The following is an 18,536-nucleotide window of genomic DNA, read 5'->3' as shown; positions in this document are numbered from 1 at the left end:
AAAGGAGTGGAGACAGATGGCATTTCCAAAGGTTGCGAAGATCAGGCAATCGTTTGACGTTGAAAGCATTCAAGACGTTTCAACCGTCATCGAAGAGCAGTTTTCATCGATCGAAGCGAATCAGAAAATAAAGCCAGGGATGGAGATCGCGATTACAGTCGGAAGTCGCGGCATCGCAAACATCCCGACGATCGTGAAAGGAATCGCGGATGAAGTGAAGAAGCGTGGCGCGACACCTTTTATCATTCCTGCGATGGGAAGTCACGGTGGCGCGACAGCGGAAGGTCAAATCGAAGTGTTGGACGGACTCGGGGTGACGGAAGCGTCGACGGGTTGTGAGATTCGGTCATCGATGGATGTTGTTGAGATTGGGAAAACATCTGCAGGGATTCCCGTCTACATCGATAAGCATGCGTATGAAGCAGATGGCATCATCGTCATGAACCGCGTCAAGCCTCACACTGATTTTAAGAAAGATATCGAAAGCGGCGTCCTGAAGATGGCTTCGATCGGCATGGGAAAACACAAGCAGGCGCTCGCTTTACATACACACGGAATCAAAGGTATCCGAGACATGATGCCTGAAGTCGGGCAAGTTGCAATCCAAAACTCGAAGACGCTTTATGGTGTTGCAATTGTAGAAAATGCGCACGAAGACACGGCAATCATCAAAGTAATGGAGCCAGAGAACATTCTTGAAGAGGAAAGAAAGCTTCTAAAACGTGCTTTTGCGTTCATGCCGAGCTTACCGGTCGAAGACATCGACATCCTCGTCGTCGATGAAATCGGGAAAAACTACAGCGGAACCGGGATGGATACGAACATCATCGGACGCATCCGCGTGCTTGGAGTCGAGGAGCCTGAGCTTCCTCGAGTGAAGTATTTGATCGCATCGAACTTAAGTGAAGCGAGCCACGGGAACGCGCTTGGTATTGGACTTGCTGATCTCACAACGAAAAGACTCTACGAAAAGATCGATATGAAAGCGATGAACGAGAACGTGATCACGAGTACGTTTCTTGATCGCGCAAAGATTCCGATCGTGCTTGAAAACGATCAAGATGCACTGAAAGCTGCCCTTCGCGCGACATGGGGAGTTGAGGATGAAGAAGCGAGAATCGTTCGGATTCCGAATACGCTTCATATCGGTGAGATGTTTGTTTCAGAAGTGATCTATGATGAGCTGAAACATCTTAATAATATTGAAACGTTAGAAGAACCGCGTGAAATGGTGTTTGATGAAAACGGTTATTTTGTATAGGATTAAAGAACAGCTTTAGGTAGAGCTGCCTCTTTTAGGCATCTACCTTTTTCTATTGAATGTAAGAAAAGAGGGAAGATATGGTCAGCAGCTTAATGTCGGTTTTATTCGTTGGACTTATTCTTGGTATCAAACATGCGATCGAACCCGATCACGTGATTGCGGTTTCGACTGTTGCGAGCAATACGAAGAAATGGTGGCGTTCCTCCTTGGCGGGAATTTTCTGGGGGATCGGTCACACAGCGACGCTTTTTATCGTCGGCATCATGGTCATCGCGCTGAAAGGCACGATACCTGAGGGATGGTCACTTTGGATGGAAGTGATCGTAGGTGTGATGCTCGTTTATCTTGGATTTAAGAGTATCGTACTTGCTAGAAAGCAGAAAGCTGGTCACGCACACGATCAGAAATCTCCGTATTTGAAGTCAGTCGTAATCGGGAGTATTCATGGGTTAGCGGGAAGCGGTGCGCTCGTTCTTCTCACGATGTCATCCGTCGATCACATCTGGGAAGGCGCGTTGTACATTCTTATGTTCGGACTTGGGACCGTTGTTGGTATGCTCTTTTTCACGACGGTTCTCGCGGTACCATTTCTGCTGAGTAAATCAAAGAGCATTCACTACAACCTGACGCGATTCGCAGGCCTTGTCAGCGTAGTGTTTGGGGTTTATTACATGTATAGCGTGTGGTAGGAAAACATTTTTAGCACAAAAAAAGCATCTGTTCAACAGGTGCTTTTTCTATAGCGTATCGTTAATCACTGCTCTCCGGCATCCACAGTGCCATCTGAAGGGTTAGCGCATCTCGAAATTCCCTCGGGTCGTAGCCGGTGTCTTTTGTGATTTTGTTCAAGCGGTACACGAGCGTATTTCGGTGGATGAACATGGCTTCAGACGTTTGTTGGATGTTGAGGTTGTTTTCAAAAAAGGCTGTTAACGTACTTGCATACTTTTCGACGGTGTCCGTGACGATTCTTTTTCGAAACCGAACGGCTTCAGTGGAATTCGTTTGATGAAGAAGGGCCTGCGGTTCAATGTCCGCATAAAAAATAAGCTGTTGATCAGTGACGATCTCGAGTGCGAGCTTACAGTCCTGATAGGCCTGGCTAAAGTCATCGAACGTGGTAATCACATTACTAACGGCAAGTCGATAATCAAGAGACAGTCGGTTCAATTCTAAAGAAATTTGGTCAAGAGGCTTTTTCTCATCCCCAACGCCACAGAGGCTAATAAACAACGTGTTCACATTGATGAATCCAACGAGCGCATCGTGTTGAGAGATGCAACGTTCGATCCGTTGAATCAACTCATGATTCGGCATGGAGCGGTTGCCGATCTGAACGACTAAAATCGTATAAGGAGAAGGGAGGTTGAGTTCGATCAATTTCATCCCACGTTCAATTTGTTCGTAGGAAGGGGCGGACCTCAACAGTTCCTCGATGATCATCTCTTTCGTTCGCTGCTTCCATTCTAGCTGCCGTGCGATAAATTCCTGTTTGATCATGAGTTCTGTCGTCATTTTTACAAGGCCGCCAACATCGTTCATTTCATCAGGATTTCCGGTGATTCCGATAACACCGACCACTTGGTTTTGGAATGAGATGGGAAGGTTGAGACCAGGTTGGGTGCCGCGCCATTTTCCATCATCATTTTTGTAGATCGCTAAAGGCTCTTTTGTATTCAGTACTTCGAGGGCACCTTCATGGATCTGGTCGATTCTCTCAGCGTCTCCAGAACCGATGATGACGCCCTTTTCGTTCATGATGTTCACGTTTCGGTTCAGGCGGAGTGAGGTCTCGATGACAATCGTTTTGGCGATTTCTCTCGTTAACATGGATGACGAACCTCCTTTTAGTTACTATTGACAAAATATTTAGATGAATCTGTATCTTTTTTATACATTATAGACAACGCATTCATTCGTCAAGGGACGTATAATTGGTTGTAAGATGAAAGCGTTTTCTAGGAGGTGCAGACATGAAGATTGTTATTGCTCCAGACTCATTTAAAGGGAGTTTATCGGCCGTTGAAGCTGCTGAAGCAATCGAGCGGGGAGTGAAGAAGGCTCTCCCTGAAAGCGACGCGATGATGGTTCCGATCGCAGATGGCGGCGAAGGAACGTTAGAGACGCTTGTCGTCGCAACAGGCGGTTTTACGAGAAGCGTTACGGTGATGGGACCGCTTGGTGATGACGTGGAAGCGATGTACGGCATTCTGGGTGATGATGAAACGTGTGTGATCGAGATGGCGAGTGCTTCAGGAATCGGCCTCGTGCCGAAGGGGGAGTTAAACCCATTTCTCGCGACGACATACGGTACAGGTGAACTGATCGCTGAGGCGCTTGATGACGGATACCGGAAATTCATTCTGGCGATCGGAGGATCTGCGACGAACGATGGCGGTGCCGGTATGCTGCAGGCATTGGGTGCTCGTCTTCTAAATGAATTAGGTGGCTCAGTAGGCTTTGGAGGCGGTAATCTAAAACACGTTCGTAAAATCGACCTGGAGGGATTTGACGAGAGAGTTGCAGACAGCACGTTTCTCATCGCTTCGGATGTTGAAAACCCTCTGATCGGACCGACTGGTGCTTCTTACGTATTCGGTCCTCAAAAAGGTGCGAGTGCTGAAGGTGTAGAGGTATTAGATCAACACCTCGAACACTGGGCAGACGAAGTTGAGCGCACAACAGGGGTTAGACTTCATGACAAGCCTGGCGCAGGTGCAGCAGGAGGAATAGGCGGTGCGTTTCAAGCGTTCTTCCCTTCTAGGATGGAACGAGGGATCGACGTTGTGATCGCGTATACGGATCTTGAGGAAAAGCTCGTCGGCGCGGAACTCGCCATAACCGGTGAAGGACAGGTGGATTCACAGACCGCATCCGGTAAAACGCCGATGGGTGTTGCGCAAGCAGCGAATGACCTTGGTATTCCAACGGTCGTTATCGCTGGTTCTGTTGGGGACGGAATCGAAGCTCTTTACCCTTATGGCGTCATAGGCGTACATAGTATGGTGAACCGGCCGATGACGTTAGATGCCGCGATGAAGGAAGCGTCACGTTTATTAGAAAGCAGTACAGAACAAGTCGTTCGATCGTTTTTCCATAGTCATGTTCAAAACAAACAAGGGGGTCTTGTTTTATGAGAATTAAGCAGACGATTGAAAAAGTTCCTGGTGGTTTGATGGTTGTCCCATTGATGTTTGGTGCCTTGATCAACACGATCGACCAGATGCACCTTCCTTTTATCATGAATGCGTTAGAAGCGCTCGGCGTTTCTCCAACTGAAGAAGGGTATTACGAAATGCTTCGTATCGGAGGCTTTTCTGAAGCCCTCTTCAAAAACGGTGCACTCGTGTTGATCGCACTCTTCCTATTCTCAGCTGGTAGTCAGATGAACTTACGTATCGGCGGATCCGCACTGAAAAAAGGTGTGCTCCTCACGACGACGAAGTATCTTACAGGGCTATCTGTTGGTCTATTGTTCGGTTATTTCTTCGATCCGATGTCAGGCTTATTCGGACTATCCACGCTTGCGATCATCGCAGGGATGACGAATGGAAACGGCGGAATGTACGCCGCATTGACGAGTCAGTATGGAAACCGTTCAGATGTCGGTGCTGTCGCGATTCTATCGTTAAACGATGGTCCGTTTTTAACACTTCTTGCGCTAGGATTATTAGGTTCGAGCTTCCCGATCATCGCCTTTATCGCAGTGCTTCTACCGATTGCGATCGGAATGCTGCTTGGTAACCTAGACAGTGAGATCAGAGAGTTTTTAAAGCCTGGAGAAATTCTACCGGTTCCATTCTTCGCATTCGCGTTAGGGGCTGGAATGAACCTTGTGAACTTCTTTAACCCAGAAGTTGTAGCAGCAGGTCTAACGATCGGTATCCTAACGACCGTTCTGACAGGTGGTACAGGAATTCTTGTCTTTAAACTATTCAAAGAAAAAAGTTACATCGCACCGGTTTCAGAAGCGTCAACGGCAGGTAACGCAGCGGCAACTCCAGCCGCGATCGCAGCAGCCGCGTCCGTTTCAGCAGGTTCAGGCATGATGTCCGCTGGGGAAGCGGCGTCGTTTCAAAGTATCGCTGCGATTGCGACAGCACAAATATCCATCGCGACACTTACAACAGCGATCTTATGTCCGATCGCCGTCATCCTCGTCGATCGTTATCAGCGGAATAAAGGCATCGACGGAACGGCTGAACAGACTGAACAAAAGAAAACAGCTGAGCGTAATGCGGTTGAATCTGCGTAGTAAGCGCCTTTTAGGGTATACAACGAGTAATCTTTGCTAGAGAAAGAGAGGGAGCGCACTTGGAAACGACATTACTTTATGGAAAAGAGAACTTGACCATCGATTTGCCTGAAAATGCATTCGTGGTCGAACCAAAGAACCTGAAGCCTCTAGAGGACGAAAAGGGAAGCATTAAAGATGCATTTAAGAATCCGATCGGCACACCGCCTCTAAAAGAGATGGTGAAGGAGTCCGATACGGTCGCGATCGTCATCAGTGACATCACACGACCAACGCCGAACCATATTTTAGTTCCACTTTTGATTGAAGAACTAAGCCATGTTCCGCTAGAAAACTTCGTGATCATCAACGGAACTGGTACTCACCGCGATCAGACGCGTGAAGAGTTCGTCGGGATGCTAGGGGAATGGGTCGTCGATAACATCCGCATCATAAACAACCAATGTCACGACAAGGAGACGCTCGTGAACCTCGGTGAAAGCAAGTTCGGTTGCGATGTGTATTTGAACAAAGAATACGTGAACGCAGATTTCAAAATCGTAACGGGATTCATCGAACCGCATTTCTTCGCAGGGTTTTCAGGAGGTCCAAAGGGGATTATGCCTGGCATCGCCGGAATCGAAACGATCATGACGTTTCATAACGCGCGCATGATCGGTGACCCGCTCGCGACCTGGGGAAACATGGTCGATAATCCTGTTCAAGATATGACGAGAGAGATCAATGCGATGTGTAAAGCAGATTTCATGCTGAACGTGACGTTAAATAAAGAAAAAGAAATTACAGAAGTGTTCGCAGGAGAACTTTACGAAGCGCATGACAGAGGCTGTGAGTATGCGAAGGAGCATGCGATGGTTAAGTGCGATGAACGGTTTGATGTTGTTATCACGTCGAACTCCGGTTATCCGCTCGACCAAAACTTATACCAAGCTGTAAAAGGTATGAGTGCGGCGCATAAGATCGTAAAGGAAGGCGGCGCGATTCTCGTCGCGTCTGAGTGTTCGGATGGCTTACCGAGTCACGGAAATTATTCGAAGATCTTCGAAATGGCAGACAGTCCACAAGAGCTGCTCGACATGATCAACAACCCGGAATTCAAGATGTTCGATCAGTGGCAGGTACAGAAGCAAGCGGTGATTCAAGTGTGGGCGGATGTACACGTGTACTCGAAGCTTACGGAAGAACAGGTGAAGGGTGCTATGTTGAAGCCGATCCACAACATGGAAGAGACGTTAGATGAATTAAAGAAAACGTATGGGGAAGATATGTCGGTCGCGGTGCTGCCGCTCGGACCGCTCACGATTCCTTATGTTGAAGAATGACTCCTGGATAGGGGTCATTTTTATGGGACGGAACCTCCAGGGGAATTCACTTCTATAGGCTTTTGCCCAATCGCCTCTCCGCCACACCACATAGACTATCGTGTAGGAACGAATGAGGGGGGCTTTTGGTGTATCGAGCGTTTGGAAGACCCGTGTACCATACTGGTCACGGCGGCTATATTCCTGGGTATGGGTATCATCACGGGCATGGCACCTATATCCCAGGCTACGGGTATCATCACGGGCACGGCACGTATGTACCAGGGTACGGCTATCATCATGGTCAAGGCGGATATGCTCCTGGATACGGCTATCATCACGGACAAAGCGGCTATTCCCCGTGGTATGGGTACCACCACGGACATGGATCGGTTTATCGATAGGGAATCTGGAATCATGGGGTAGTGCTCATGGTTCTTTTTTGTTTTGGGGCTATAAAAACGGGGCGTGGATTCTGGTTTCGCCGATAAAATCTCGGTTTCGCTGATAAAATTGATGTTTCGCCGATAAAAGTAGTGAAATCGCTGATATACGCTCTTATTTCGCTGATAAAATGAAAAGATCGCCGATATGTGCTCCCTGGAGTGCTCCGAGCACCCTAGGGAGCGCTCAAAATAACCGAAAGTCCGCGCGGGACTTTCGGTTTAGTTCGTTAGCGAGTCTTTCAAACAGCTTCGACAGTAAATCGTGCCGTTTTCTTTGTAGTATCTTTTTAAGTTCGTCATTCCAAGACCGGTTTGTAGGTTACTTTGGAAAAAGTAGTCTTCTAAGTACTCAATTTTCTTTTTGCATACGTCACAATAAATTTTTGCGGTAAACAGAGTGATCCCTCCAACATGTTTTCTTGATAGTTTACTAACTGATTTCTACTTCCTTTGCTGAATGATTGAGTTTGCAATCTCCACCATATTTTCTTCATTGAAAGGTGATTCTTCACCAGGGGCCACAACGCCTTGTATTGAGAATAGTGCATTCTCGTTTTTACTCAGCCACATGAGCTCCCTTATCCCGTCGCTTTCATTGTAGAAACCATCGATATCATTACTAAGTTGTTGATTTGGCTCACTGCTCATCGATACGCCTATGTCTTTTTGATTTTTTATCCATAGATTCAATTGCTTCTTGCCATCTTGGTAATAGATGTCCATCGTATTGGGGGTGAGCTTTGTTCCTGCTTCTCCTTCAATCGTAGGATCATCAAGAGGAATGGCATCGATATCTGGAACCGTAATTTCATTTCTAAATTCCTCTGGTAGTTTTTCAAGTTCGCTTTCTATTTCAGGATGGTTGTCCTTAAGCGCTTCGAGTTCATTTTCAGTGGAGCTAGCACCGCTCGTATTGCAAGCAGCTAATACGATGAGTAAACCAGCGATTAAAAAAGTTAGTTTGAATTTCATATGTAGATCCCTCCTAAATAAGGTTACGAAACAGAACGGCATTCGTTTCAAAAGAATAGGAAATGAACTGGAAAGGGACCAAAAGTCACAGCACTGTCAAACTTATTCCCAAAGAGTCCTGCTATAATTAGGTTAGAAGTCATGACAGGAAAGAGGGAATGGTATGAGTACAGAAGCACAGTCCAAACTATTATATTCATTAAGTATTGTTCAGGTGGTTCTTGCTACCTCAATTCTCTTCTTACCACTGATGTACCTAATGTATCCTGAACAGGAAAGTCTTCTATTAGGAAGCTTGATCACGTTTGGTGCGCTGAATCTACTAGCTGGTCTTTCGAATCGAATCAAAGGCGACAACCGTTCCGGCTTATTCTTTTCGATTGCAGGTGTTGTGATTTTTGCGACGGGTGTAAGTCTATTACTCTTTTAAATATAGGACGATCGATAAAGGGAACTTCTTGATTACTCAAGAAGTTCTTTTTTTTGAGTTAATTCGACAGGTACCAGGCACCACGACAGGTTCGACAGGTGACAGGTACTTGTCGAATGTGTCAAAACATTTTGACACACGGTTGGTATTATATTACAGTATTGGTGTAAAGAGTATTTGACATATGAGAGGTGATGGATGTGGAAAATAACATTAAGTTGCTTCGCCAGAAAAGGAACCTCTCGCAGAAAGATCTCGCAACGGCTTGTTCCGTTTCGCGCCAAACGATCAATGCGATTGAGAACAATAAGTATGATCCTACGCTTCATCTTGCGTTTGAATTGGCTTCTGTTCTCGAAACTCCGCTAGAGGAGTTATTTAACTACAAAAGGAGTGAATAAGATGCAGTTATTAATCCAAGGAGTCGTCGTTATTATCTGGATATTCTTAGCAGGATTTCTAACCGGCAATCGAGACTATCCATTTGGTAAGAGTGACGATGAGAGGAAGCGTGAAATCAAGAAGCGCTCGATTACACAGAGTTGGTTAACGGTCTTGTTATTCCTCGTGATCAACGTTCTTTATGGGCTTTTTAACGTACGTGGTGGTGTCACTGAAATCAGTAATACAAACTTGGAGTTGTTTTACATAGGGATTGCGATCTTGTCGTACATCATGTTTTATGGGATTAATTCAAGAAAGATGAGTGCGTAATCTTACCACAAAGATTGAATAAGAATACGAAAAAGTGCTACAGGAACTGTGTAAGATAGGTTCCTGTTTTTTTTTATGGATTCCTTGTCGAGAAGATTTCTTCATATAACGTTTATTACAACCTGTACCATGGAAATTAATTGAAACTTTTCACCCAGCCATTCGTATCTAATACTAAGATGACGGGAGTGAATCACATGCACTTATTTGAGGTTAATGTGACGAAGAAAGATGAAAACCTTGTGATTAAATGGCAGCTAAGTAAGATTGAGATTCCATTATCGGAAATCGTTGAAGTCAATTATGACAATACGTTTGGTGGGAAAGTGAAATCGGCTATTCGGATTGGCAACCCTTATGCCAGCACGGATACAGTCGTGATTAAGACTACAAAAGACACATACATTTTATTTACCAATATTGGTGGAATGAAGGAAAGAATTTTATCGTACGTAGCGACGTTGGAGTATGAGCTTAACATTAAATTGAAAGGAAGTTATTAAATGGAGATCTACGTGGTGGTTCTATTTACGGCAGCTTTTCTATATGTAGCCAATAAAGTAGGAGAAAAAGATACCTACCATATTCATTTACCTACCATTCGATAAGAAGCTTATTCAAGGTAAGCTTCTTTTTTCATGGAAACAACAATTGCGGAAACTACCCTGTTTTGAAATAATTGGTAGGTATACTCAAGGAGGACAATTGCCGCGAACTACCTAATTCCTTATGGAGGGAGACGTTTGAAAAAACTAGTAAGGACTGCCATCTACTTGATCATGACATTCTTCATCTTCTTTATCGAGTGGAGAGTGGTAGGGTGGCTTTGGAATAAGTACATACCCTTTCATTATAAGACCGATCTGATTGGACTCCTTTTCGTATTACCGGTAATGGTTGGGAGCTCCTTCTTACTAGCAAGTCTCGCAATGAAGGTTTTAAGAGAATAATAGATTTCATGAAGGGATGAATGACGTTGGTAGAAACGATACGTGAACGACTAAATGAACGATACCCAGTTGATCTAAACGATGTAGAAGAAGTCACAGATGAGATGTACCGGTGTCATGCTGAAGATGGAACGTACTATGCGAGAGTTACAAATTACAAGAGTTTCGATGAGCAAGCAGAGGAAGTGCGCTATACGGAATTTCTACGAAACGAAGGCGTCGGCACATCTCCTGCAATACCGTCACGAAATGGTAACGTTGTTGAAACCCTTTCGCTTCCAGATAAAGATGTGCTAACGGTGCTGTACGAAGCTGCGCCTGGCAAACACCTGCCGATGAGTCAATGGGACGCAGATGTGTTAAAAGAGCTGGGGCGTCAGATTGGACGCTTGCACCTTGCTTCTAAAAAGTTTGAACAAACGCATCCGACCGAGCACATCGATGACTGGTATGCTAGCGGGGAATATGACTTTCTTGCTCATATTCCAGAGGAAGAACGTGCGATCCGAGCAATTGCGGAAGACGTTCATACAACGATTAAGAACATACCGAGAACAGATGAGAATTATGGATTACTGCACGGCGATATCTGGCTAGAAAACACCGTTGTTGATGATGATGGGAATATGACGTTTATCGATTTTCAAGATTGCGAGAAGCATTTTTATATTTTTGACCTAGCCGTACCGATCTATAGTGCGATCGAATATACGTACACAGGTGGAGGCAACATGGTGGACTTTGGACGTGAGATTACGCGTGCGATCCTCGAAGGGTACGAAGAGGAGAATGAACTTTCACAAGAGATGGTGGAGAAGCTTCCTCTATTTATGAAGTTAAAAGAACTCTTTGAGTACAGCTTGATGCACATGTACTGGGATAAAGAGAAGCTTACTGAGGACCAGATGCGGATCATGAATCATTTTAGAATGAGGATCGAACGAGAGCATTCGTTTCTTGATCTGTAAGGTTCACTTCTATGAATTTTAGTTGAAAAGAGGAGTGCAGATGAATTTACGATCGAAAAAACTAGGAAGTGTACTAACAAAGTTTCTATGGGTGGATATTATCCTATCGACGATTTTATTAATCAATATTTCTATAGTGAGAACGATTGGTGTTAGTGAATCTTTCTTGTACTATGATTCCGCCGTCACAGTTATTTTGAGCATTAATTTTCTTACTTGTATCGTGCTTTACCTTGTATGGCTTTACAAAGTACATAACGATTTACGAGAAATGAATGCCTCGTACCCAATCACTCCAGGTGGAGCGCTAGCACGCGTGATGATCCCGATTTACAACCTATACGGTTTATGGAACGTGTACGCCACGATGGCGAAGTATTTTAAAGAGAGCTCTCCAGCCTTTGAAGCAGGAAAGAAGCTCGCAATTTACACACCAATCTATTATTTTCTCTACGTGATTACGAGTGTTATCAATTCGTCTCTCAACATGCAGTCAGATTACGATCCCTTTACGTTCATTTGGGTCGTTTCGTATATAGGAGATGCTGTGCTAGTCTTTATGTTTATTCTGATTGTAAAAGTGGTGGCTACTGCTTTAATGAACTTGTCTGAGGAGCATTCAAACCAGGATGAAGAAGAGAATGCTCATTCGCTCTAACTGAAGGTTACTTGAAAAGAGGAGAGCAGATGGTTAATCAAGTGAAAAGTGAAAACATCACGGATGACGCGGTTCAATCGTTTTTGCAACAAGGCTATGAATTAGTATTTATGGAATATGTGATGGAACATGACTTGTCAGAGATTCCTAAACTGGTCCACTCAGTTCCTTTGACACTTAAAAGTTGGACAGCATCTTCTCAAAAAGACTTTTACGATGTGTATACTGCGTCGTTCAAAGATCGGCCAGGATTCCCAGGGTGGTCGATGGAGAAATGGGTGGAGTGAATCTCATCGAGTCCGACCTTTCTTCCTGAGCGTTCGTATCTCGCAATTGTTGAAAATGTAGTAGTTGGGTTTATTGCGACCGATGCTGACGAGGAGTTTCCAGATGAGAAAGGGTATATTGTTCAAGTTGGGGTTATCCCGAAGTGGCGTCGTAAGGGGATTGCTGCGGAGTTAACTTGCTGCTGTTTAGAGGCGTTTCGTCAAGAGGGAAAGAACTCGGTCGTGCTCCATGTTAATCAAAATAATCCAGGTGCGATCCAGCTATATGAAGAGTTGGGATTTAAGACGATACGTAGAAGAGGAACGTTTGAGCGAGTTTAATAATGAGAGCTTGGAAGGCAAGACTGCCTCCAGGCTTTTTTTTATTAAACACTGGAACATCAAGGGATTTTAATTAATATACTAATCTAAATGACATATATATGTTGCAAAAAGACATTCTTATTATATAATGGAAAAAGAAGGTATTTACTAACAATTTGTGGGGTGGGGAAATGAGTATGGAATTGAAACGTCTTTCAAAGTCGTTCAAGAAGGGTGAGTTTGCCCTGTCTGAGATCGACTTTACGCTACAGAGGGGAGAAATCGTTGGGTTAGTTGGTCCTAACGGAGCTGGGAAGACGACATTGATGAAAGTGTTATCAGGACTGATCGTTACGTATGATGGGGAGTTCGTTCACGATTCAGTGAAAGTCGGAAGCTTGATCGAGAAGCCAAAGTTTTTTCCAAGTAAGAGTGGGGCGTACAACATCAAGTACTTTCGTGCACTGTATGGAGCTAGCACTGAGCAGGTTGATGAAGTTGTTCAGTCACTTGGAATGGCTCCTTATTTAAAAAAGAAAGTAAAGCATTACTCGCTCGGTATGAAGCAGCGATTGGGAATTGCGCTTGCGCTCGTCTCGAATCCGGACTACCTCATTTTAGATGAGCCGACGAACGGGATGGATCCTGATGGGATACGAAATATCTTAAACTACCTCAAACGTCTTGTGGAGGAGAGGAACATCGGATTGCTAATTTCGAGTCACATCTTAGAGGATGTTGAGAACATTAGTGACCGTGTTTATGTGATTAAAAACGGGGCGATCATCAGCGAGTATACCGGTAAGCAAGTTGAGCGTATCTTGAGCATCACGCTATCTAAGCAAGATCGACAGAAGGCGGTCGCCACTTTAAGTCAGCGCTGGGATGTGACGCATAACGGGGCAGAGGTAAGTGTACTGTCGGAGGATGTAAAAAGTGTGTTGAAGGAGCTTGCTGAGAAAGGTATCTATCCAGAAAACGTGGAGAAAAAGCAGGCGACGTTAGAGGACTTTTATTTTGAACAGATGGAGAGTGAAGCGACATGAACGTTGGAAAATTCCTAGCACTTGAACTAAAACGAAATGTGATCAGTCTTCCGTTATTTTTATCGATCGTACTTTCACTTGCACTTGGGAGCGGCATCATTTATTCGATCCATGAACTAGGTGGACCATTTCAGCCAAGAAACGTTGCGGGTCTATATGCGACGATCGCGATGGTTGCACTTGGCATCTACTCTGCAAAGGTAGTTGTCGCTGATCTTCATCACGGTACGATCTACCTGCTTTTTTCTTCTACTCGTGACCGTATCACGTACTTGATTTCAAGGCTTGTCGTGATGGGGGCTGTATCGACGCTGTTCGGAATCGGCTGCGGAGCACTTCTGTATGTGAACCATGTGCTGAACGGGCAGGCTTTTAGCTTGAGTGACGTTGGGGCGGCTATTCTTCATTACGTGCTATTCGGACTGTTTTTCACGCTCCTGTTTTTCGTCATCTCGATGTTTTATCAGAAGACGATGAACATCATGATTATTGCGCTTGTGACGATTCTCGTTTTACCAGGCATCCTCGGTATGGTCCAAATGGTTGAAAGCTTGCCTGCTTTTGCGAGAGAGTTCATCGGTCATCTTCCTCTGTATACGCTGCCGAATAAAATTGGCTTTCTTGCGATGGAAGGGTACGATATGATGATTACGGTGCTTGTGACGCTCGGCTTATTCGCGTTCGCTTTTATAAAACTACCTAAGGTCGATTATTGATAGGAGGGGGAAGAGGCATGGGATTGTTTAGACGAAAAGTGTTAGATGAGCGGGTAACGGCGCTTCAGGACGGTATTTTTCGAGAACTTTATGCGATCGTCGTAGGGCTCTGTGGATTGTCGATTTTCTATGAGCAGTTCTTTGGAGACATTAGTTTGGGGAAAGTCTGGCTTGAGCTCGTGATCATTATTGGGGGCGGGGCTTATTATCTTCTACGTTCGTCGATGCTCGGCATTTTCACAGATGAGGTTGAGATGCATGATCGGTCGAGTAAGTGGAAGATGAATACGAAAAATATGGTGATCAGCGTGCTTGTTGGATTGGGGATTTCGTTAACATTCGCAACAATCAATTCACAGCGATTTGGTGAAACGAGAGCAGAGACGATAGAGTTTTTCTTCGTTATCTTTTTCGTGAGTATGATGATTTATATTCCCTTTATGTTTGCCATTCTTGTCCTTCCTTACGCGATGGCGAAGTACCGGAGTGATAACGTGAACGAGGAAGAACTCGAGGACATGGACGATGAAGATGAACAGGATGTGCGGTGATCAACGTTGAAAAATAAAAAGCTGAAAATGGCCAGAGTCGAACATGACTTATCGCAGCAGGAGCTTGCGAAAAAGGTAGGTGTCTCAAGGCAAACGATCGGACTGATCGAACTTGGAAAGTATAACCCTACGCTTCAACTATGTGTAGCGATCTGTAAGGCGCTCGGAAAGACGCTGGACGATTTGTTTTGGGAGGAGTGAGGGACGGGGGAGGGACTGAGGGACAGGTTCCTAGGGACGGAGGGACAGGTTCCTTGTCCCAGCTGATGTATCGAGGGAGAGGGACAGTAAACCTGTCCCCATGTCCCAACAAAAACCGGAGTGTATGCGAATGATGCATACACTCCGGTTTTCGTTTAGCTTTCAACCTCCGTCTACACTTGAAACGTCAGACCGGAGGGACATAGGGACAGGTTCTATGTCCCTGATGAACTTTATGAACAAAATGCTCAAAATGAAACAAACCTTTCTTATTTCCGTTTTATTAAAATCTTACAAAAGATTAGATATAGTTTGGTTATCGGGAATGTAAGCGATTACAAATTAGGAGGGTTATCAAGATGAAAAAAAGAAAAAGCATGTTCATGTCACTATTGTTAGGAAGCGCACTTGTCTTGAGCGCGTGTGGTAGTAGTGAAAGTTCTAGTAGTTCATCAGCAGATGGTGGTGAATGGAGTCCAACAAAACCGATTGAGATGATCGCACCAGCCGGAGCGGGTGGTGGTTGGGATACCACGGCTCGAACCATCTCAAAAGTGATGGAGAAAGAAAACGTGATCGATAAGCGTATGGCTGTTGCCAATAAACCTGGTGGTGGAGGAGCCGTAGGTTGGTCTTATGTGGATAAGAAAGGCGGCGATCACACCCTTTTCGTCACATCACCGCCGATCTTGTTCGTTCCGTTAAACGGTCAATCTGATCTTGGTCATAATGATTTTACGCCGATCGCTGGTGTTATCGCAGACTATTCAGCTTTTACAGTCCCTGCTAATTCACCGTACGACTCTATGAACGATCTTGTTGAAGCTCTAAAAGAAGATCCAACTTCCGTTTCGGTTGTGGGGGATTCTTCTCCTGGTAGTATGGATCACATGGCCTTCGTTAAAGCGGTAAAAGCAGCAGGTGTTGATATTAAGCAGCTGAAATACGTGTCAGCTCAAGATGGCAGTGGGATGAGCATGCTGCTTGGTAACAAAGTCGATGTTTACTCAACGGGCCTCGCTGAAGCAACGGAACAGGCACGCGCTGGTAAAGTGAAAGTGCTTGCCGTGACGTCTCCTGAGCCGCTTGAAGGTGAAACGGTATCAGAATTTCCAACGCTAAAAGAACAGGGAATCGATGACGAATTCATTGTTTGGAGAGGGATTATGGGACCAAAAGATATGAGTCCTGAAGCGAGAGCATTCTATGAGCAAGCTGTGAAAGATATGATGGAAACGGACGAGTGGAAAGCTCAGCGCGATAACTTTGGTTGGAATGATAATTTTATGTCAGGTGAAGAATTCCAAGCGTTCCTTGATCAAGAAAAAGAAACGATGGAATCACTTTTGAAGGAAGTCGGTCTAGCAAAATAAGAAGGGAACGAAAGGTTAGCACATGCTGACCTTTCGTATTACATAAAAGGCAGGTGACACGCTATGCTCGCTAGTGTTGAACGAAAAGTAGCTTTGTTTTTGTTCGTATTTTCGTTTGCATATCTCGTCTTTACTTTTAACCTACCAACATTTCCGTATGCCATCGTCGATGCTGATGCGCTTCCGAAAGGACTCGGATTTTTACTCGCGGCACTATCAATTCTATTGTTTATTCAAAATCCTGTTCATGACAGAAAGAAAAGTAATATGAAAAAAGATGAAGTGCTGATGTTGCTTGCAGTTGCTGGCCTCATATTCGTCTATATTCTTTTATTTGAGCTACTTGGATTTGTTGTGGTCACGATTCTTTTCTTACTCGTTACGTCGCGATTGTTAGGTTATACAAAATGGAAGTCGTTGATTGCCGTTGCGGTTGGCTTTACGCTTGTGCTCTATTTTTCCTTTAATTACTTACTACAAATCTATTTACCTCAGGGGATCTTACCCTTTTAGAAAGGAGGAAAGATGATGGATACGATTTCGAATATGCTGTATGGCTTTCAAGTTGTTTTAACGTTCCAAAATATCCTGTTTGTCTTTATCGGCGTTCTTGCTGGGACACTAATCGGAATGCTCCCTGGACTTGGTCCTATCTCAGCGATTGCGATCATGATTCCGTTAAGTTATGGCATGGACCCGGCATCTGCTCTTATTCTCATGGCTGGGGTTTACTACGGGGCCGTTTTTGGCGGTTCAACATCATCCATTTTATTAAACGCACCGGGAATATCGGGGACCGTTGCAACCTCCTTCGACGGGTACCCGCTCGCGAAGCAAGGTATGGCAGGGAAAGCACTAGCCATTGCCGCCATCTCATCATTTGCGGGTGGGACAGTGAGTGTCGTTGCCCTCATGTTAGTTGCTCCCCTGATGGCAAGCTTTGCGGTCTCGTTCGGACCAACTGAATACTTTGCTCTCATGCTGCTCGGGTTAACAGCCATCGCGAGCTTGTCGGAAGGCTCAACTGTAAAAGCATTGATATCTGCTACAATTGGATTGATCATCGCTACGATTGGCGTCGATCAGCAGACAGGGACACAGCGTTTCACGTTTGGTAGCCCGAATCTTCTTGAAGGTATCGACTTTTTGATCATTGCACTTGGACTGTTTGCGCTTGCTGAAGTATGCTCACTAATTCTGTCTAGGAAATCGAAAATGATGGGCGGAAATACGAACGTTGGCTCGTTGAAAATCACGAAAAAAGAAGCAAAAGACATCTCGGGACCGATTGCGAGGCACTCAGTGCTCGGATTTATCCTTGGAGTGCTCCCAGGTGCTGGTGCAACGATCGCTTCGTTCATGTCGTATATTACAGAGAAGAAGATTTCAAAGGACCCTTCTTCGTTTGGAAAAGGGAACATCAAAGGACTAGCTGCACCTGAGACGTCGAATAATGCTGCAACGAGCGGGGCTTTCGTTCCACTTTTAACACTAGGGATTCCAGGGTCTGGGACCACTGCAGTTCTTCTTGGGGCTCTCCTCGTTGTTGGTGTTCAACCTGGACCTTTGATGCTTACTGATCACCCGGATGTATTTTGGGGTGTGATTGCAAGTATGTATCTCGGTAACATTTTCTTACTTGTCCTAAATTTGCCGCTCATTCCGTTTATCGCGCGTATTCTCTATATTCCAAAAGCGCTGTTGATCTCGCTTGTGATTATTTTCTGTATGATCGGAGTGTATGGGGTTAGCTTCAGCACGTTTGATCTTTATCTTCTACTAGCATTTGGGATAATCGGGTTTATTATGAGACTCATAAACTTTCCAGCAGCGCCACTCATCCTTGCATTTATTCTAGGAGGAATGATGGAACAATCCTTTAGGCAAGCACTTACGATTTCAAACGGAAGCTACATGACGTTTTTTGATAGCACGGTAACCGTCGTTCTACTTGTTCTTTCAGTTCTTTCTCTTACGCTGCCTTTCATCAAAAGCAAGCTAAGTAAAAAGAAAGAAGAAGAGGAGAAAGAGCATCTAGCATCTTAAAAGAAAGAGAGAGAGCCGCTTTCATGATAGTTTGAAAGCGGCTCTTTACATTTAT

General features: G+C 44.8%; 24 protein-coding genes. 22 read left to right on the top strand and 2 right to left on the bottom strand.

The window, feature by feature from the left end; all coding sequences use genetic code 11:
• Nucleotides 1-16: 16 nt before the first annotated feature.
• On the top strand, nt 17-1,261 hold the full coding sequence (locus ACXADT_RS18785; protein WP_474832332.1) for a nickel pincer cofactor-dependent isomerase, group 22: 1,245 nt from the start codon (nt 17-19) through the stop codon (nt 1,259-1,261).
• Nucleotides 1,262-1,341: 80 nt separating this feature from the next.
• The gene (locus ACXADT_RS18780; protein WP_474832331.1) at nt 1,342-1,953 is read left to right on the top strand and encodes an urease accessory protein UreH domain-containing protein; all 612 of its coding nucleotides are present in this window, start codon (nt 1,342-1,344) and stop codon (nt 1,951-1,953) included.
• A 61-nt stretch (nt 1,954-2,014) separates the two neighbouring features.
• On the opposite strand, the gene ACXADT_RS18775 is transcribed toward ACXADT_RS18780, so the two are convergent.
• Nucleotides 2,015-3,094 carry a CdaR family transcriptional regulator gene (locus tag ACXADT_RS18775; protein ID WP_474832330.1) on the bottom strand — a complete coding sequence of 360 codons (1,080 nt, stop codon included), beginning with the start codon at nt 3,092-3,094 and terminating at the stop codon, nt 2,015-2,017.
• Nucleotides 3,095-3,237: 143 nt separating this feature from the next.
• On the opposite strand from ACXADT_RS18775, the gene ACXADT_RS18770 reads away from it, so the two are divergent.
• From ACXADT_RS18770 to ACXADT_RS18755, 4 genes are all read left to right on the top strand, one after another.
• A complete protein-coding gene (locus tag ACXADT_RS18770) occupies nt 3,238-4,401 on the top strand; it encodes a glycerate kinase (protein ID WP_474832329.1) in 1,164 nt (387 codons plus the stop codon).
• Complete coding sequence (locus tag ACXADT_RS18765) at nt 4,398-5,519, top strand: 2-keto-3-deoxygluconate permease (RefSeq protein ID WP_474832328.1); 1,122 nt, start codon at nt 4,398-4,400, stop codon at nt 5,517-5,519. The genes ACXADT_RS18770 and ACXADT_RS18765 overlap by 4 nt, the downstream gene beginning before the upstream one ends.
• A gap of 59 nt (nt 5,520-5,578) precedes the next feature.
• Nucleotides 5,579-6,841, top strand: a complete 1,263-nt coding sequence (larA, locus tag ACXADT_RS18760) for a nickel-dependent lactate racemase (RefSeq protein ID WP_474832327.1) — start codon at nt 5,579-5,581, stop codon at nt 6,839-6,841.
• Nucleotides 6,842-6,969: 128 nt separating this feature from the next.
• A complete protein-coding gene (locus ACXADT_RS18755) occupies nt 6,970-7,224 on the top strand; it encodes a hypothetical protein (RefSeq protein ID WP_474832326.1) in 255 nt (84 codons plus the stop codon).
• A gap of 483 nt (nt 7,225-7,707) precedes the next feature.
• On the opposite strand, the gene ACXADT_RS18750 is transcribed toward ACXADT_RS18755, so the two are convergent.
• Nucleotides 7,708-8,238, bottom strand: a complete 531-nt coding sequence (locus tag ACXADT_RS18750; RefSeq protein WP_474832325.1) for a hypothetical protein — start codon at nt 8,236-8,238, stop codon at nt 7,708-7,710.
• A 163-nt stretch (nt 8,239-8,401) separates the two neighbouring features.
• Between ACXADT_RS18750 and ACXADT_RS18745 the strand changes: the two genes are divergently transcribed.
• The 16 genes from ACXADT_RS18745 (at nt 8,402) to ACXADT_RS18670 (ending at nt 18,481) form a co-directional block, all read left to right on the top strand.
• Nucleotides 8,402-8,668 carry a hypothetical protein gene (locus ACXADT_RS18745; RefSeq protein ID WP_474832324.1) on the top strand — a complete coding sequence of 89 codons (267 nt, stop codon included), beginning with the start codon at nt 8,402-8,404 and terminating at the stop codon, nt 8,666-8,668.
• Between the two features lie 200 nt (nt 8,669-8,868).
• Complete coding sequence (locus ACXADT_RS18740) at nt 8,869-9,069, top strand: helix-turn-helix transcriptional regulator (protein ID WP_270181172.1); 201 nt, start codon at nt 8,869-8,871, stop codon at nt 9,067-9,069.
• A 1-nt stretch (nt 9,070) separates the two neighbouring features.
• Nucleotides 9,071-9,382, top strand: a complete 312-nt coding sequence (locus ACXADT_RS18735) for a hypothetical protein (RefSeq protein WP_474832323.1) — start codon at nt 9,071-9,073, stop codon at nt 9,380-9,382.
• Nucleotides 9,383-9,579: 197 nt separating this feature from the next.
• Complete coding sequence (locus tag ACXADT_RS18730; RefSeq protein ID WP_474832322.1) at nt 9,580-9,885, top strand: SunI/YnzG family protein; 306 nt, start codon at nt 9,580-9,582, stop codon at nt 9,883-9,885.
• 240 nt (nt 9,886-10,125) lie between these two features.
• Nucleotides 10,126-10,332 carry a hypothetical protein gene (locus tag ACXADT_RS18725; protein WP_474832321.1) on the top strand — a complete coding sequence of 69 codons (207 nt, stop codon included), beginning with the start codon at nt 10,126-10,128 and terminating at the stop codon, nt 10,330-10,332.
• 26 nt (nt 10,333-10,358) lie between these two features.
• Entirely contained in the window at nt 10,359-11,300 is a 942-nt protein-coding gene (locus ACXADT_RS18720) for a phosphotransferase enzyme family protein (protein ID WP_474832320.1), read from the top strand.
• Nucleotides 11,301-11,340: 40 nt separating this feature from the next.
• The gene (locus ACXADT_RS18715; RefSeq protein WP_474832319.1) at nt 11,341-11,958 is read left to right on the top strand and encodes a hypothetical protein; all 618 of its coding nucleotides are present in this window, start codon (nt 11,341-11,343) and stop codon (nt 11,956-11,958) included.
• Between the two features lie 29 nt (nt 11,959-11,987).
• On the top strand, nt 11,988-12,245 hold the full coding sequence (locus tag ACXADT_RS18710) for a hypothetical protein (protein WP_474832318.1): 258 nt from the start codon (nt 11,988-11,990) through the stop codon (nt 12,243-12,245).
• Nucleotides 12,246-12,566, top strand: coding sequence for a GNAT family N-acetyltransferase (locus tag ACXADT_RS18705; RefSeq protein ID WP_474834587.1), 321 nt, complete (start codon nt 12,246-12,248; stop codon nt 12,564-12,566).
• A 179-nt stretch (nt 12,567-12,745) separates the two neighbouring features.
• Nucleotides 12,746-13,594 (top strand): ABC transporter ATP-binding protein, encoded by an 849-nt coding sequence (locus tag ACXADT_RS18700; RefSeq protein WP_474832317.1) that lies wholly within the window; start codon nt 12,746-12,748, stop codon nt 13,592-13,594.
• On the top strand, nt 13,591-14,310 hold the full coding sequence (locus tag ACXADT_RS18695) for a hypothetical protein (RefSeq protein WP_474832316.1): 720 nt from the start codon (nt 13,591-13,593) through the stop codon (nt 14,308-14,310). The genes ACXADT_RS18700 and ACXADT_RS18695 overlap by 4 nt, the downstream gene beginning before the upstream one ends.
• Before the next feature lie 17 nt (nt 14,311-14,327).
• Nucleotides 14,328-14,861: a DUF6773 family protein gene (locus ACXADT_RS18690; RefSeq protein ID WP_474832315.1), complete on the top strand. Its 534-nt coding sequence runs from the start codon at nt 14,328-14,330 to the stop codon at nt 14,859-14,861.
• Between the two features lie 6 nt (nt 14,862-14,867).
• On the top strand, nt 14,868-15,062 hold the full coding sequence (locus ACXADT_RS18685; protein WP_270181183.1) for a helix-turn-helix transcriptional regulator: 195 nt from the start codon (nt 14,868-14,870) through the stop codon (nt 15,060-15,062).
• A gap of 359 nt (nt 15,063-15,421) precedes the next feature.
• A complete protein-coding gene (locus ACXADT_RS18680) occupies nt 15,422-16,435 on the top strand; it encodes a tripartite tricarboxylate transporter substrate binding protein (protein WP_474813034.1) in 1,014 nt (337 codons plus the stop codon).
• A gap of 63 nt (nt 16,436-16,498) precedes the next feature.
• Nucleotides 16,499-16,948 (top strand): tripartite tricarboxylate transporter TctB family protein, encoded by a 450-nt coding sequence (locus tag ACXADT_RS18675; RefSeq protein WP_474813032.1) that lies wholly within the window; start codon nt 16,499-16,501, stop codon nt 16,946-16,948.
• A gap of 15 nt (nt 16,949-16,963) precedes the next feature.
• Nucleotides 16,964-18,481 carry a tripartite tricarboxylate transporter permease gene (locus ACXADT_RS18670; protein ID WP_442865182.1) on the top strand — a complete coding sequence of 506 codons (1,518 nt, stop codon included), beginning with the start codon at nt 16,964-16,966 and terminating at the stop codon, nt 18,479-18,481.
• Nucleotides 18,482-18,536 lie beyond the last annotated feature (55 nt).

It is taken from the genome of Anaerobacillus sp. ABR4_321 (assembly GCF_056158505.1).
The sequence above is the reverse complement of the archived record's forward strand: the minus strand, read 5'-3'. Positions and strand labels throughout refer to the sequence as shown.

What these genes read in the sequence shown, in the direction of transcription:
- ACXADT_RS18785 (WP_474832332.1), top strand. Translation starts at nt 17, where the DNA reads ATGGCATTTCCAAAGGTTGCGAAGATCAGGCAATCGTTTGACGTTGAA.
- ACXADT_RS18780 (WP_474832331.1), top strand. Translation starts at nt 1,342, where the DNA reads ATGGTCAGCAGCTTAATGTCGGTTTTATTCGTTGGACTTATTCTTGGT.
- ACXADT_RS18775 (WP_474832330.1), bottom strand. Translation starts at nt 3,094, where the DNA reads ATGTTAACGAGAGAAATCGCCAAAACGATTGTCATCGAGACCTCACTC.
- ACXADT_RS18770 (WP_474832329.1), top strand. Translation starts at nt 3,238, where the DNA reads ATGAAGATTGTTATTGCTCCAGACTCATTTAAAGGGAGTTTATCGGCC.
- ACXADT_RS18765 (WP_474832328.1), top strand. Translation starts at nt 4,398, where the DNA reads ATGAGAATTAAGCAGACGATTGAAAAAGTTCCTGGTGGTTTGATGGTT.
- ACXADT_RS18750 (WP_474832325.1), bottom strand. Translation starts at nt 8,238, where the DNA reads ATGAAATTCAAACTAACTTTTTTAATCGCTGGTTTACTCATCGTATTA.
- ACXADT_RS18745 (WP_474832324.1), top strand. Translation starts at nt 8,402, where the DNA reads ATGAGTACAGAAGCACAGTCCAAACTATTATATTCATTAAGTATTGTT.
- ACXADT_RS18735 (WP_474832323.1), top strand. Translation starts at nt 9,071, where the DNA reads ATGCAGTTATTAATCCAAGGAGTCGTCGTTATTATCTGGATATTCTTA.
- ACXADT_RS18730 (WP_474832322.1), top strand. Translation starts at nt 9,580, where the DNA reads ATGCACTTATTTGAGGTTAATGTGACGAAGAAAGATGAAAACCTTGTG.
- ACXADT_RS18715 (WP_474832319.1), top strand. Translation starts at nt 11,341, where the DNA reads ATGAATTTACGATCGAAAAAACTAGGAAGTGTACTAACAAAGTTTCTA.
- ACXADT_RS18710 (WP_474832318.1), top strand. Translation starts at nt 11,988, where the DNA reads ATGGTTAATCAAGTGAAAAGTGAAAACATCACGGATGACGCGGTTCAA.
- ACXADT_RS18700 (WP_474832317.1), top strand. Translation starts at nt 12,746, where the DNA reads ATGGAATTGAAACGTCTTTCAAAGTCGTTCAAGAAGGGTGAGTTTGCC.
- ACXADT_RS18695 (WP_474832316.1), top strand. Translation starts at nt 13,591, where the DNA reads ATGAACGTTGGAAAATTCCTAGCACTTGAACTAAAACGAAATGTGATC.
- ACXADT_RS18690 (WP_474832315.1), top strand. Translation starts at nt 14,328, where the DNA reads ATGGGATTGTTTAGACGAAAAGTGTTAGATGAGCGGGTAACGGCGCTT.
- ACXADT_RS18680 (WP_474813034.1), top strand. Translation starts at nt 15,422, where the DNA reads ATGAAAAAAAGAAAAAGCATGTTCATGTCACTATTGTTAGGAAGCGCA.
- ACXADT_RS18675 (WP_474813032.1), top strand. Translation starts at nt 16,499, where the DNA reads ATGCTCGCTAGTGTTGAACGAAAAGTAGCTTTGTTTTTGTTCGTATTT.
- ACXADT_RS18670 (WP_442865182.1), top strand. Translation starts at nt 16,964, where the DNA reads ATGGATACGATTTCGAATATGCTGTATGGCTTTCAAGTTGTTTTAACG.